The following is a 12,695-nucleotide window of genomic DNA, read 5'->3' on the forward strand; positions in this document are numbered from 1 at the left end:
GTCAGAAGTTCGACGCGCTGGCCGCGCACGCCAGTCAGGGCGAGAACATCTTCTTCCTCAAGATGGGCAAGGAGAGGTTCGGCGAGTTGATGGGCGTCGAGACCTTCGTACGTGTCCAGGACACCACGGGCGCGGCCGTACCCGAGAACGACCTCTTCGCCGGACTGCGCTGATCCGCCCGTCCGGCCGGGGCCCGGGAAAGCTCATGGTCCGTACGGCTTGATCGAGCGTGCTCGCACACCTGGAGGCTTGTTCACGTGGGGGCCACTCCGGCGGCCCTTGATCATCAGGATGGCATGACAGGGGCGGGGTGCTCATGGCTGTGTGTTCCGTGTCCCCGCCGCGCCGTGTCGCCGGGCGGCGGTGGGGGCAGGGGCTGAGGGTTCCGGCGGTACATGCTGATACCCGAGTGGTACTGAACGTGATCGGGTCCGCCCGCCCGTTCCTCGCCGGCGAGGATGGCGGCCAAGGAGGGCAGGGCCGCCGCAGGAGGGATGGACGTCGTCGCTGGCGGGCGGACGTGAGGAACGCGAGGTTGTAGGTCGCGGCCAGCCACCCGCCCCTGGCGTGACCTGCGCGGTCGCGTCTCCATGTCTCCCTTGGGGAGCGTTTGCGACACAATGGGGACAAGCCCGGCGGCTCACGAGAAGGTCCCGAAGGGGATGAGCCACATGGCGATTTCGACACGAATTGCACTCCGCGCGGCGGCGCTGGCGTTCTCCGGCGCTCTCGTCCTGACCGGAGGCTGGAGCGGTCAGGCGAGCGGCGTGAGCAGCCCGGCCAAGGCCGGATCCGCAACGAAGGTGACGGTCACCATGACCGAGTTCGAGCTGAAGCTGTCCCGTAAGTCCTTCACACCAGGCACGTACACCTTCACGGCCGACAACGCCGGCAAGACCGTGCACGCCCTGGTCATCGTAGGTCCCGGCGTGAAGGGGGCCCACACCAAGACGATCAAAGGTGGTCAGAAGGCAACGGTGACCGTGAAGCTCAAGAAAGGCAGCTACGAACTCCTCTGCCCCGTGGACAACCACAAACAGCTCGGCATGGATACACATATCCGAGTCAAATGACGGCTGACAAGCGTCGCCCGCCGCCCCCTGGTTGAGCAGCGCGTCACGGGAAGGACCGCGTGGCGGGACTCGACTGGCAGCCGCTACCGGTCGCTTCTCGTGCCCGTCGCCACGGTCGCCGAACTACTGGACGTGGTCGCAGCGGAAGCCGCCATATGGCGGTGTCGCGCCGCACACGTACTTCTTCACACGTACACCTCCACCTTCGTGTCGCCGTCGAGCAGGGTGGCGGGACGCCGACCCGCCACCCGATGGGCCGGTCGGTCCTACCCTCGGCCGCACCCCCGTGGGCGGCTCCGCTGGACCGGGGCGTGGCGCTGCTCCACCCGTTCGAGATGGGCATCGTCGTCCGGCTCTCCGGGGACCGGCTCGTGGCGACGTACGGGAATCGGCTCGCGGCGACGTACTGCGGCGCCTGCGCCTACGACACACCGCTTCCGGTATCGCGACCTCGCTCGGCAATCCGGCCGTCGGGGCGCTCTTCGACACGGGGGTGCACCGGCTGCCGTGACCTTGCCGGCGGCCACCGGGTTCGTGTGTGCGGGCTGGTGGCACGGCTGCGCCGGGCCGGGTACCTCGCGGTGGCCCGTTGATCTCCAGGGTCAGAGCGGCTGGCCGTCGGGGTCGCCGGAGCCGGGCTCGAACGTCGTGCCGAACCCACATACGACAAACTTTTAGCAGCGACCTTCGTTCCGATGTCCCTCAACCGTTCCTAGGGACTGAGCGGAAGTGAGTCCTGTTGCCAGGACTCGTGCTCAGCCGAACGCCCGGAACGGTGTTGGGCGTTCTGGTCCACGGCCGGCCACCGTGACCCGGTAAGCGGTCACCGCCCAGCGCGCCGAGCAGGCGGGCTTCGACGGCGTCGAGGTCCACGCCGCACACGGCTACCTGCTGTCGCAGGTCCTGTCCCTCCTGGTCAGCAAGCGCACCGACCAGTGGGGCGGATCGCTGGAGAACCGGGCCCGATGCTGCTGGACGTGGGCCGCGCCGTCCGCGCCGCCGTCTCCCCGTCCTTCGCGGTCGCGGTCGCGGTGAAGCTCAACTCCGAATCGGCTCAGGCGTGCGCTGTGGCTCTGGCGGCCCGGACGGGCAGGTTGCCGTCGCGCAGGCGGCGGCCGCCGCGTCCGTTGTCCACCGCGACGAGCTCGCTGAGGATGGACAGGGCGCTTTCGGCGAGGGACGCCCCGCCGAGGTCGAGGCCCGCCGGGCCGGCCAGGCGGGCCAGTCCGGGAGCGTCGGCCAGGCGCCGCAGGCGCCTCGCGTGGGTGGCCCGGCTGCCGAGCGCGGCGACGTATCCGGCGGGGCCTGCCAGAGCCACGCGCAGGGCACGGTCGTCGATGCGCGGGTCGTGGCTGAGCGCGACGACGGCGTCGTGTGCGGCGAGCGGGTGGCGGACGATCCAGTCGTCGGGCCGGCAACGGACGACGTCGGCGGTGGTGCCGGTGAACGCCCCGGAGGTGATGTGCCCCGGCCGTGGGTCGAGGACGACGACCTTGCGGTGCAAGGTTCTGGCCAGGGTGGCGAGGACTGCGGCGAGATCCGTGGCGCCGATCAGCAGCAGCCGTGGTCGGCGCGTCAGTTCCTCGGTGAACGCTGCTCCCATGTCGGGCAGTTGGTCGGTTGTGGCTGCTGTGGACCAGCGCTGGGGCGGTCGCAGCCCGACCCGCACCGCGAGCGGGCGGTCCTCGGCCAGGGCTGTGCTGATGGCGGAGTGGATCGGCTCGGGGGGTGCGTGCGTGATGAGGACCCGCAGTTCGCCGGCGCAGGCCGGGGCGTCTTCCCAAGGCAGCAGGTCCTCCCCCGGGTTGACGGCGGTCATGTGGGGCGGGGCGCCTGCCAGGACGGCGCGGGCCCTGTCCAGGACGATGCCCTCGACGCAGCCGCCCGACAGCGAGCCGCGCCATGTGCCGTCGTCGGCGACGGCCATGGTGGCGCCCAGCGGTCGTGATCCAGGACCGTCCCGGCCCACCAGGCGGGCCAGCACGACGGACCGGCCCGCCTGGCGGTGGGTGTCGACGAAGGGCCAGACTTCGCTCAGCACGTGTGCCTCCTGGTCAGGTGCCGGGCCGGGCCGAGACGGCCGCGCTCGGGGTGCCGGCCGGTGCGGGCGGCTCACTGTCCGGCCGTTCTTCGACTACGCGGTCGAGGCGGATGGGCAGGGTTCGCCGACGCAGGCCGGTGGCGTGCCAGACGGCGTTCGCGATCGCGGCTGCGGTTCCCACGGTGCCGATTTCACCGACACCCTTGACCCCTGCCGGAATATCGGGCTCGTAGTCGGGTACGAAGTCGGCTTCGACGTCGGGTACGTCGGCGTGTGCGGCGATGTGATAGCCGGCCAGGTCGGTGTTGATGTGGCGTCCTGTGGCCGCATCGCGCACGCCTTCTTCGTGCAGGGCCGTCGACAGCCCCATGATCATGCCGCCGACGAGCTGGCTGCGCGCGAGCAGTGGGTTGATCACGCGGCCCACGGCGAACATCCCCAGAAGCCGGCGTACCCGCACTTCGCCCGTTGCCGGATCCACGGTCACTTCGCAGAACACGGCGCTGTAGGCGTGCCGTTCCATGAGGGGCAGCTTGCCGAGTGCCTCCGTGGTGTCGTACGAGGCCGTCAGGGGCGGTGCGGCACCGTCCAGTCGGGAGCGGAGCTTGGCCGCGGCCTCGGTGATCGCCCACGTCCAGGAAGCGGTCCCCCGGGATCCGCTGGCGCCCCACGCGGGACCGAGGTCGCTGTCGGCGATCAACAGGCGTACCCGTTCGGACGGTACGCGCAGAGATTCCGCCGCCACCGCGGTCAGCGCGGTGCGCGCGCCCTGGCCGATGTCGCTGGCACCGACAGCCACGGTGAAGGTCCCGTCGGTCTCGGCGGTGATCGATGCCGACGAGGGCAGCGCCCCCGCGGAGAAGGACGTGGCCGCCAGCCCGGTGCCGACGAGGAGATGTCCCTCCCGCCGGGTTCGCGGCCGGTGGTCGCGGGTGGCCCAGCTGAACCGGCGGGCGCCCTCCGTGAGGCATGCGACGAGGTTGCGGCGGCTGAAGGGCAGACCGGTGACGGGGCCGACGGCGGGTTCGTTGCGCAGCCGGAGTTCGAGGGGGTCCATGCCCAGGCGCTCCGCGATCTCGTCCATGGCGGATTCGAGGGCGAACGAGCCCGGAGTCGTGCCGGGCCCGCGCACCGAGTACGGCGGCAGGATGTCGATCGGCACAGCGGTGCGCCGGGTGCGGATCGCCCGTGCCGCGTAGAGCGTGTTGGTGAGTTCGGTGCAGTTCTCGAGGTAGTCCGCGAGCTTGGAGATCTCGAAGGCCGCCGTGTGGTCGATGGCCCGCAGCCGGCCGTCGGGGTCCGCTCCGATCCGTACGCGCTGGTCGGTCGCCGGGCGCATCGAGACGATCTGGAACACCTGGGTGCGGGTCAGGGTGACGCGTACCGGCAGGTCGAACATCTTCGTGGCCATCACCGCCAGGACCAACTGGGGGCCGCACGTCCCCGACTTGGATCCGAAGCCGCCGCCGACGTGGAGGGACTGGACGCGCACCTCCTTCGGGTCCAGGTGGAACAGTGTGGCCACCGTCATGGCGGCCAGGAAGGGCGCCTGGTTGGAGTCGACGACCTGCAGACGCTCGCCGTCCCACCAGGCGGTCGCGGAGTGCGGCTCCATGGCGGCGCCGTGTTCCTCGGGGGTGACGTAGCGCTCGTCGACGACCACCGCGCTCGCGGCGAGTTCCGCGTCCACGTCGCCGACGGTCGCGTCCTCTCCGAAGTGCGATGTGGCCGGGCGGGCGGCGGGATGGTCGGGCGAGAAGTCGACGTCGTGCGGTTCCTCGTCGTACGTCACCCGCAGTGCCATGGCCGCCGACCGGGCCTGCTCCGCCGTCCTCGCGACCACCAGCGCGATCGGCCGGCCGGAGTGCGGGATCTCCTCGCTCTGCAGCAGGTGCATACCGCCGTCGGGGCCGAAGAACGATCCCGCTTCCGGGTTGAGCCGGGGCGCGTTGCGGTGGTCGATCACGCCCAGTACGCCGGGCATGGCCAGCGCCGCGGAGGTGTCGAGTTCGCGGATGCGTCCGCGGGTCACCGTGGAGGTGACGACCCAGCCGTGCGCCAGGTCGCTCACCGGCTCGTCCGCGGCGTAGCGCACCGCGCCGGTGACCTTGGCCGGTCCCTCCACCCGGGGCCGCGATGCGCCGATGGCTCCCGGTGGTGGTGCGTTCGTGCCGGCCGACGGGGCGGGTGGTGTCGGGGTCGGAGGTGTCGGGGTCGGAGGTGTCGGGGTGGGGCTGGTCGGGGTGGGGCTGGTCGGGGTGGGGCTGGTCGGGGTGGGGCTGGTCGGGGAAGCGTCGTCCATGTGGTGATCTCCTTCAGGACGTGTGACGGGACCGGTTCGTCACTCGGCCCGGTGGGCGAGCTCGGTCAGCACGGCCACGACGAGGTTGCGGGCCAGCGTGACCTTGTACGCGTTGTCGGGCAGCGGCCGCGCGACGGTCAGTTCCGCGTCGGCGGCGGCTCGGAAGCGGTCGGGGGTGGCGGGCGCGTCCCTCAGGGCGGTCTCGGCGGCGTGGGCACGCCAGGGCCGGGAGGCGACGCCGCCGAGCGCGATCCGGGCACCTCGCACGACGCCTTCGCGGACGTCCAGCGCGGCTGCGACAGACACGTTGGCGAAGGCGTAGGAGGCGCGTTCGCGGACCTTGCGGTAGCGCGATCGCGGGCTCGCCGCGCCGGCCGGCAGGGTGATGGCGGTGATCAGGGCGTCGCGGGGCAGCGCCGTTTCCCGCTGCGGGCTCTCACCGACCGGCAGGTAGAACTCGGACAGCGGGATCTCGTGGGTCCCGTCCAGGGTCTCGCAGTGCACGCGGGCGTCGAGCGCGGCCAGTGCCACGGTCATGTCCGAGGGATGGGTGGCCACACAGTGCTCGGACCAGCCGAGGATCGCGTGGTTGTGGTGCTCTCCGGCGATCGCCGAGCAGCCGCTGCCGGGGCTGCGCTTGTTGCACGGCTGGGAGAGGTCGGCGAAGTACCCGCACCGGGTGCGCTGCAGGAGGTTGCCGCCGACCGTCGCCATGTTGCGCAGCTGCCCCGACGCGCCCGCCAGCACCGCCTGGCTGAGGGCCGGGTACCGGCGGCGCACCTCGGGGTGGGCCGCCAGATCACTGTTGGTCGTCGTCGCACCGACGGTGAGATCTCCGTCGGATGTCTCCCGGATGCCGTCAAGTGGCAGGCGGCGCACGTCCACGAGCCGTGTGGGTGTCTCGATGCCGTCCTTCATCAGGTCGACGAGATTGGTGCCGCCTCCCAGGAACCGGGCGCCGTCGTCGGCGACCAGAGCGAGAGCGTCACGTACGTGTGCGGGCCGTTGGTAGGTGAACTCCTTCATCCCGTCGCCTCCGTTCGGGACGCGGTCTCCAACACGGCGCGGACAATGGACGGGTACGCGCCGCACCGGCACAGGTTGCCGCTCAGCCGCTCGCGTACCTCGGCGGCGTCCAGCTCGGGTGCCGGTTCCTCGGGTGACACGTCTGCGGTGACCGCGCTGGGCCAGCCCGCCGCGTGCTCGGCCAGCATCCCGGCCGCGGAGCAGAGCTGCCCGGGTGTGCAGTACCCGCACTGGAAGCCGTCGAGCTGGACGAACGCCTGCTGCAGCGGGTGCAGTTCACCGTCAAAGGCCAGCCCCTCGACCGTCGTGACGTCCGAACCGTCGCCGGCGACCGCCAGCGTCAGGCAGGACACCACGCGCCGGCCGTCCAACAGGACCGTGCACGCGCCGCACTGTCCGCGGTCGCAGCCCTTCTTCGGTCCTGTGTGACCGGTGTTCTCACGGAGAGCGTCGAGCAGTGTCCTTCGGTTGTCGATCTTCAGACGATGCGTCAGACCATTGACGCGAAGAAGAATTTCACTGTGGGTTTCGTCTGTCATTCCGCTCCTCCTTCCTCGACTCAACAAGCCTGCGAATTACAAACCCTGGGGGACGACTGAGATTCAATCAGGTCGCCTGCGCACCTTCTTTGCCCGATAGTCGCGAAGGCTTGCACAATGCTCTCCGCCGTCTCACAGGGGCAGAAAGGAACGTTGGACCTGTCCCCGTCCTCGGTGTATCAATCGGACATGCTGGATGAGCTCCGGACCCTGCTGGCGCGTCACGCCCGAGCCGACGCGACGACCGCCGTCGAGGGCGTGCTGATCGGCCGCGAGGAGTCGCAGGCCTCCCATGCGGCCATGAGCGGAACGGTCATGGCGCTGATCGCCCAAGGCACCAAACGTCTCGCGCTGGGCGAGTACGTGCACGAGTACGGCCCCGGCCAGTACCTGGTCGCATCGGTGGACCTACCCGTCTCCGGTCACTTCGTCGGGGCCACGGCGGACCGGCCGGCACTGGGACTCGGCCTGCTCCTGCGGCCTTCGGAGGTCGCCGAGATGATGCTGCGGGCCGCGCCCGGCAGTTTTCCGGCGAACGGCACCGCACCCCCGGCCATCGCCGTCAGCACCGCGTCCGACGAACTCCTCGACGCCGCCGTGCGCCTGGTGCGCCTGCTCGACCGGCCGCGGGACAGGGACATGCTCGCCCCCCTCGTCAAACGTGAGATCCTGTGGCGCCTGATCACGAGCGAACAGGGGGCGACGGTCCGCCAGATCGGTCTCGCCGACAGCAAGCTCTCGCACATCGCCAGAGCCGTGCACTGGATCAGGGAGAACTACAGACAGCCGTTCCGGGTGGACGACGTGGCAGAGCTGATCGGAATGAGCACATCCGCCTTCTACCGGAATTTCCAGGCCGTCACCGGAATGAGTCCGATTCAGTTCCAGAAGAAGATCAGACTCCATCAGGCTCGTCTTCTTCTCGCGGCACATCCGAGAGACATCGCATACATCGGATACCGCGTGGGATACGACAGCCCGTCCCAGTTCAGCCGGGAGTACCGGCGTCTCTTCGGCGCGCCGCCCAGTCAGGACGCGATGCGATTCACGGTCGCCGACGCAAGCAAGTGACCGGCTCGCACACGCGACCGACGGGCGGAATACACCAGGGCGGGAGGCAGGTTGCGGTACACGGTCCTGCTGGAGACCACTTCTTCGAACGCCTTCCGCAACTGCGCGAGCCTGTGACGACTCGGAGAGGCCCGGTGGGCCCGGGCGTAGGGTCCTGCACCGCTACCTGCGCTGGCGCCGTCCGCCCTCCCGAAAGGATGGACCTGAAAAACGGGATTCGTGTGCCGACCCCCTTGTGTGATCGCACTCCCTGTGAAGACGGATGGCCCGGGGTTGACGCGGACGTCGACCCGGCGAACCGCCCCGGTCGGCACTAGAAACCCGGCGGGGTCTCCGCCCAGACGCAGACCGCCGGCACGTCGCCCGGGTTGCTGTAGCGGTGCGGTACGGAGGAATCGAAGCTGACGCAGTCGCCGGGCTGGAGGCGGTAGTGCACGCCGTCGACCCAATAGTCCAGTTCCCCGCTCACCAGCAGGCCGGCTTCCTCCCCACCATGGGTGTGCGGGTCCCCACCCGAGGAGGCTCCCGGGGCCACCGTCAGCATCATCATTTCGAGCTTGCCGCCGTGCTTGGGGTTGAGGAGGGCGTAGGTCACCCCCTCCACTCCCGCCCGTGTGAGTTCGACGCGTTCTTCGGGACGGGTGAGTACGCGGCGTTCGCGGTCGATCGCATGGAACAGATGGCTGAGGGTGGTGCCGAGGGCGTCGACGATCGTCCGCAGTGTGTTGATCGTCGGGCTGTTCACATCCCGCTCGACGTTGCTCAGATAGCTGCGGGACAGCCCCGTCCTCTCCGCCAGCCGCTCCAGCGTGAAGCCCCGTTCCAGCCGCTCGCGCCGCAGGAAGTGGCCGATGCCCTCGCTGTCCGGGGACGTGGACGCGGCCGGGGTGTGCCCGTCGGTCGACACAGATCTACCTCCAGTAAACAGAACGCAGCGTCCAGCATAGTGTTTGCGGCGACGGTCTCAAATAATCTACTGTCCGTCGTATATACACGTCACACACCTTCTGCGGTCCCCCACGTGGCCGCCTCCCGGAGAAGCCGATGGAGCACGACATGCCCCAAGGCGGACATCAGCCCCGGCAGCTGCCGGAGCTCCGTCTCGACCAGAACGCGCTGGAGCACAACGTCCGGCTCATGGCGGCCTGGTGCCGCGATCGCCGCGTCGAACTGGCCCCTCACATCAAGACCACCATGACGCGCCCCATCGTCGAGCGGCAGCTGGCCGCGGGGGCGTGGGGCGTGACGGTCGCCACCGCGACGCAGGCCCGTACAGCCCTCGAGTGGCGGGCACGGCGGGTGATCATCGCGAACCAGGTCGTACACCGCCACGATCTCGCTCTGCTCAGGCGGCTGCTCGACGAGACGCCGGAAGCGGAACTGTACTGCTTCGTCGACTCCCCTGCCGGGGTCGACCTCGCCCGGTCGGCCATGGAGGGCGGACATGCCCCCTTGCGTGTCCTCATCGACATCGGAGCGAGAGGAGGACGCACGGGTGTCCGCGAGCCGGACGCGGCCGGTGAACTGGCCGAGGCCGTTCAGGCGTCCCCCGGTCTCCTCCTTGCCGGTGTGGCCGGCTACGAGGGCGTCCGTCCCAACCGGAGGGACGCCGACACCCTCGCGGCCGTCGACGGGCACTGCCGGCGGACCGTCGCCGTGTTCCGCGACCTCATGCCGCTCTTCGAGACCGAACGGCCCGTCTTCAGCATGGGCGGCTCCGCGTTCCCCGACAGGGTCGTCCACGCCCTGGCGGAAGCGGCACTGGTACCCGAAGACGCGCCGATGGTGGCCGTGCTCCGGTCAGGTTGCTACGTCACCCACGATCACGGCACGTACGAGCACGTCTCGCCCCTGCCGGGGCTCGAAGCGGCGCTGACCGTGCGTGCGGTGGTGCTCTCCACGCCAGAGCCAGGGCGCGCTGTCGTCGGCGCCGGCAAACGTGAGCTGCCGTACGATGCCGGCCTGCCCGTACTGGTCGGCGCGCGCGACGCGACTGGAGTGCCGCGCCCCGCGGCCACGGCGACGGCAGCGCACATCTACGACCATCACCTCGTCCTCACCGACGTGCACGGCCTGCACGTCGGCGACGAGGTCGACCTGGGCATCTCGCACCCCTGCTCCGCCTTCGACCGCTGGCCCGACATCACGGTCGTCGACGCAGAGGGCCGGCCGCGCGACGTGTGGCATCCGCGGTTCCACTGATCGCACCGACCGATGGCCGCCGGCCCTGCACCGGCTTCTCACACCGTCGATGGACGTCAGGCGGACTCCCCCTCGCCCAGGGTGTCAGCTTCCTCTGACCGGAGCGTTCACAACCAGTTCGACACCACGCCGGGGGCGGGACGCCGATCCCGATGTCCCACCCCCGACGAAGGCCGGGAAGTGCTCGGCCTTGCGCCTATGACGCCTATAGCGCCTATAGCGCCTATAGCGCCTATAGCGCCTATAGCGCCTATGCAGGCGGCGGCAGCCCTAGACCTTCGAGTCCCGCTTCCACTCCTGGGCGAGGAGCCCGAGCAGCACCTGGTCCAGGAACTCACCCATCACCCAGGCCGAGGAGCGCAGCACGCCCTCGCGGACGAAGCCGTTGCGCTCGGCGGAGCGCAGCATCGCGACGTTGTCCGACAGCGTCTCGATCTGCAGCCGCTGCAGGCCGCGCACGACGAACCCGTAGTGGCACAGCACCGCGACCACGTCGGTGCCGTAGCCCTTGCCGCGGGAGGACGGCAGCAGCCCCAGCCCGATGTGCGCGAGCCGGTTGTGGTTGTCGATGCCCCACAGCGTCGCGGTGCCCACCAGCGTGCCGCCCTCCAGCTCCACCACGGAGAACGGGACGTGCTTCTGCTCCTTGTCGTCCACCACGAGCCGCGGGTCCTTCGAGCCGGGTGTGATCGGCCGCCACGGCCCGCCTTCGGCCCGTGAGGCGTTGACCACGTCGTCGTAGAGCTCGGCCCGCAGGATCGGGATGTCGTCCTCGTGCCGGGCCCTGAGCCCGACCTTGCTACCTCTCAGCATGCGAGCTTCCTATCCGGCCTGACCGGCCGGCGGCAAACCAATATGCGGTCGCCTCCCAGGCGTAGTGTGCCGGGTGGTGTCGGCCCTGGGAGTTGGGGCCAAGTGTGGCTGTTTGGGAGGTAATGACATGGTTGCTGGTCGTGTTGTGCGGTTCGATGGTGCGCGTGGCTATGGGTTCATCGCTCCGGTCGACGGCTCCGAGGACGTCTTTCTGCACGTCAACGACCTGCTCATTCCCGAACAGCAGGTGCGGGCGGGCATCACCGTCGAGTTCGAGGTCGAAGAGGGGGAACGTGGGCTCAAGGCCTCGTCCGTGAGGCTGGCTTCGACGACGAGCGGACGTTCCCCGTCACCGGTGAGTGGCGTGGGAAGGGCCGCCTTCCCGGGCGGCGCCCAGGAGTTCGACGGGGACGACTCGATATGCGATGTCTTCACGGCCGCCGAGTACACCCACAGGGTCACCGAGATCCTGCTGTCCGCCGCCCCCTCCCTGACCGGGGAACAGATCGTTCAGATCCGCCGCGCGATGCTCCAGTTCGGCAAGGACCACGGGTGGACCGAGGAGTGAGAGCCGGATTGCCGGCAGGAAGAAGAAGCAGCGCGCGCCCACTGTGGTCAACGGGCGCCCCGTGACCCGCCGTTCGCCTGTCGGGCCAGGAGGTCGCGCAGCTCGCGGGCGTTCCGGCGGCTCACCGCGAGGATCTGGTCCCTGATGCGCACCGTCAGATTGCCGCCGTCCAGGCGGAGTTCCTCGATGCTCGCGAGACAGACCAGATACCGCCGGTGGATACGGACGAACCCGCGGGAACGCCAGCTCTCCTCGAGTGTGGCCAGCGGGGTGCGGATCAGGTGGCTGGCGCCCTGGCGGGTGTGCACGCGCGCGTAGTCGCCCTGGGCCTCGACGTGCGAGATGTCACCGATGTCGACGAAGCGGGTCACACCGCCGAGTTCGACCGGGATGTGGGAGACCTCGGAGTCCGGGGCGGGGGCCGGAGCACGGCCGGGACGGCCGGTGGCGGCAGGAGCGGCGGCGCCCGCGGCGGCCGAGTGCGGGGTCTGTCCTGCGGCGATCACCTCGGTGACCCGCCGAACGGCCTCCGAGAACCGCTCCTGCCGGATCGGCTTGAGCAGGTAGTCCACGGCCTTGAGGTCGAAGGCCTGAACCGCGAAGTCCTCGTGGGCGGTGACGAACACGATCAGGGGCGGGGCCGCGAATCCGGCGAGCAGGTGAGCCATGTCGAGACCGCTGAGACCCGGCATGTTGATGTCGAGGAACACCACGTCGATGCCCTCACCCCCGCCCTCGCCGCCCCCCATGGCCCGGCCCAGCCTGCGCAGCGCCTCGGTGGCGCCCCGCGCCCCTTCGACACGGCCCACCCGGGCGTCACGGCCGAGCAGGTACAGCAGCTCCTCCAGAGCCGGTTGCTCGTCGTCGACGGCGAGCACCCGCAGGCCCATGACAGCGTCTTCCCGGCCCGGCACATGGTCCCGGCGCTCCGTGTCGGCCGTGCTCCAGTCACCCATCCGCCCATGCCCCCTCGGCATACATCCGGTGGCCCACCCGCCCGGGCCCGATCGATTCCTCACCGTGCATTGTGGGTCAGACCGTGGCTCGAGCCCCCTCCACG

11 protein-coding genes and 2 pseudogenes are annotated in these 12,695 nt (G+C 70.0%); 6 read left to right on the top strand and 7 right to left on the bottom strand.

What is annotated here, in order from left to right; translation table 11 throughout:
- From ACWD5D_RS29905 to ACWD5D_RS29915, 3 genes and pseudogenes are all read left to right on the top strand, one after another.
- A pseudogene (locus tag ACWD5D_RS29905) lies at positions 1-173 on the top strand (PIG-L family deacetylase); the annotation flags it as partial.
- A gap of 498 nt (positions 174-671) precedes the next feature.
- On the top strand, positions 672-1,073 hold the full coding sequence (locus tag ACWD5D_RS29910) for a cupredoxin domain-containing protein (RefSeq protein ID WP_451375882.1): 402 nt from the start codon (positions 672-674) through the stop codon (positions 1,071-1,073).
- A gap of 819 nt (positions 1,074-1,892) precedes the next feature.
- Positions 1,893-2,131, top strand: a pseudogene (locus ACWD5D_RS29915) (oxidoreductase); the annotation flags it as partial.
- Here ACWD5D_RS29915 and ACWD5D_RS29920 read toward each other — a convergent pair.
- From ACWD5D_RS29920 to ACWD5D_RS29935, 4 genes are read right to left on the bottom strand one after another with little or no spacing between them, the layout of a single operon-like run.
- Positions 2,128-3,189 carry an XdhC family protein gene (locus ACWD5D_RS29920; RefSeq protein ID WP_451375883.1) on the bottom strand — a complete coding sequence of 354 codons (1,062 nt, stop codon included), beginning with the start codon at positions 3,187-3,189 and terminating at the stop codon, positions 2,128-2,130. The pseudogene ACWD5D_RS29915 and the gene ACWD5D_RS29920 overlap by 4 nt on opposite strands.
- Positions 3,128-5,416 carry a xanthine dehydrogenase family protein molybdopterin-binding subunit gene (locus ACWD5D_RS29925; protein ID WP_451375884.1) on the bottom strand — a complete coding sequence of 763 codons (2,289 nt, stop codon included), beginning with the start codon at positions 5,414-5,416 and terminating at the stop codon, positions 3,128-3,130. The genes ACWD5D_RS29920 and ACWD5D_RS29925 overlap by 62 nt, the downstream gene beginning before the upstream one ends.
- Positions 5,417-5,455: 39 nt before the next feature.
- Positions 5,456-6,442: an FAD binding domain-containing protein gene (locus tag ACWD5D_RS29930; RefSeq protein ID WP_451375885.1), complete on the bottom strand. Its 987-nt coding sequence runs from the start codon at positions 6,440-6,442 to the stop codon at positions 5,456-5,458.
- Positions 6,439-6,981 carry a (2Fe-2S)-binding protein gene (locus ACWD5D_RS29935; RefSeq protein WP_451375886.1) on the bottom strand — a complete coding sequence of 181 codons (543 nt, stop codon included), beginning with the start codon at positions 6,979-6,981 and terminating at the stop codon, positions 6,439-6,441. Before ACWD5D_RS29935 ends, ACWD5D_RS29930 begins: the two co-directional genes overlap by 4 nt.
- Positions 6,982-7,170: 189 nt before the next feature.
- On the opposite strand from ACWD5D_RS29935, the gene ACWD5D_RS29940 reads away from it, so the two are divergent.
- Positions 7,171-8,052: an AraC family transcriptional regulator gene (locus ACWD5D_RS29940; protein WP_451375887.1), complete on the top strand. Its 882-nt coding sequence runs from the start codon at positions 7,171-7,173 to the stop codon at positions 8,050-8,052.
- 313 nt (positions 8,053-8,365) lie between these two features.
- Here the strand turns inward: ACWD5D_RS29940 and ACWD5D_RS29945 are convergent, their stop codons facing one another.
- The gene (locus ACWD5D_RS29945; RefSeq protein WP_451375888.1) at positions 8,366-8,959 is read right to left on the bottom strand and encodes a helix-turn-helix domain-containing protein; all 594 of its coding nucleotides are present in this window, start codon (positions 8,957-8,959) and stop codon (positions 8,366-8,368) included.
- Positions 8,960-9,108: 149 nt separating this feature from the next.
- On the opposite strand from ACWD5D_RS29945, the gene ACWD5D_RS29950 reads away from it, so the two are divergent.
- The gene (locus tag ACWD5D_RS29950; RefSeq protein ID WP_451375889.1) at positions 9,109-10,254 is read left to right on the top strand and encodes an alanine racemase; all 1,146 of its coding nucleotides are present in this window, start codon (positions 9,109-9,111) and stop codon (positions 10,252-10,254) included.
- Between the two features lie 270 nt (positions 10,255-10,524).
- Here ACWD5D_RS29950 and ACWD5D_RS29955 read toward each other — a convergent pair whose 3' ends face one another.
- Positions 10,525-11,067: a GNAT family N-acetyltransferase gene (locus tag ACWD5D_RS29955; RefSeq protein WP_451375890.1), complete on the bottom strand. Its 543-nt coding sequence runs from the start codon at positions 11,065-11,067 to the stop codon at positions 10,525-10,527.
- A 127-nt stretch (positions 11,068-11,194) separates the two neighbouring features.
- Here ACWD5D_RS29955 and ACWD5D_RS29960 point away from each other — a divergent pair, with 127 nt between their 5' ends.
- Positions 11,195-11,635 carry a cold-shock protein gene (locus ACWD5D_RS29960; protein ID WP_451375891.1) on the top strand — a complete coding sequence of 147 codons (441 nt, stop codon included), beginning with the start codon at positions 11,195-11,197 and terminating at the stop codon, positions 11,633-11,635.
- A gap of 47 nt (positions 11,636-11,682) precedes the next feature.
- Here ACWD5D_RS29960 and ACWD5D_RS29965 read toward each other — a convergent pair whose 3' ends face one another.
- Positions 11,683-12,525, bottom strand: coding sequence for a LytR/AlgR family response regulator transcription factor (locus ACWD5D_RS29965; RefSeq protein ID WP_451375979.1), 843 nt, complete (start codon positions 12,523-12,525; stop codon positions 11,683-11,685).
- Positions 12,526-12,695 lie beyond the last annotated feature (170 nt).

This window comes from Streptomyces sp. NPDC002520 (assembly GCF_053595235.1).

What these genes read in the sequence shown, in the direction of transcription:
- ACWD5D_RS29910 (WP_451375882.1), top strand. Translation starts at nt 672, where the DNA reads ATGGCGATTTCGACACGAATTGCACTCCGCGCGGCGGCGCTGGCGTTC.
- ACWD5D_RS29925 (WP_451375884.1), bottom strand. Translation starts at nt 5,416, where the DNA reads ATGGACGACGCTTCCCCGACCAGCCCCACCCCGACCAGCCCCACCCCG.
- ACWD5D_RS29930 (WP_451375885.1), bottom strand. Translation starts at nt 6,442, where the DNA reads ATGAAGGAGTTCACCTACCAACGGCCCGCACACGTACGTGACGCTCTC.
- ACWD5D_RS29935 (WP_451375886.1), bottom strand. Translation starts at nt 6,981, where the DNA reads ATGACAGACGAAACCCACAGTGAAATTCTTCTTCGCGTCAATGGTCTG.
- ACWD5D_RS29940 (WP_451375887.1), top strand. Translation starts at nt 7,171, where the DNA reads ATGCTGGATGAGCTCCGGACCCTGCTGGCGCGTCACGCCCGAGCCGAC.
- ACWD5D_RS29950 (WP_451375889.1), top strand. Translation starts at nt 9,109, where the DNA reads ATGCCCCAAGGCGGACATCAGCCCCGGCAGCTGCCGGAGCTCCGTCTC.
- ACWD5D_RS29955 (WP_451375890.1), bottom strand. Translation starts at nt 11,067, where the DNA reads ATGCTGAGAGGTAGCAAGGTCGGGCTCAGGGCCCGGCACGAGGACGAC.
- ACWD5D_RS29960 (WP_451375891.1), top strand. Translation starts at nt 11,195, where the DNA reads ATGGTTGCTGGTCGTGTTGTGCGGTTCGATGGTGCGCGTGGCTATGGG.
- ACWD5D_RS29965 (WP_451375979.1), bottom strand. Translation starts at nt 12,525, where the DNA reads ATGGGCCTGCGGGTGCTCGCCGTCGACGACGAGCAACCGGCTCTGGAG.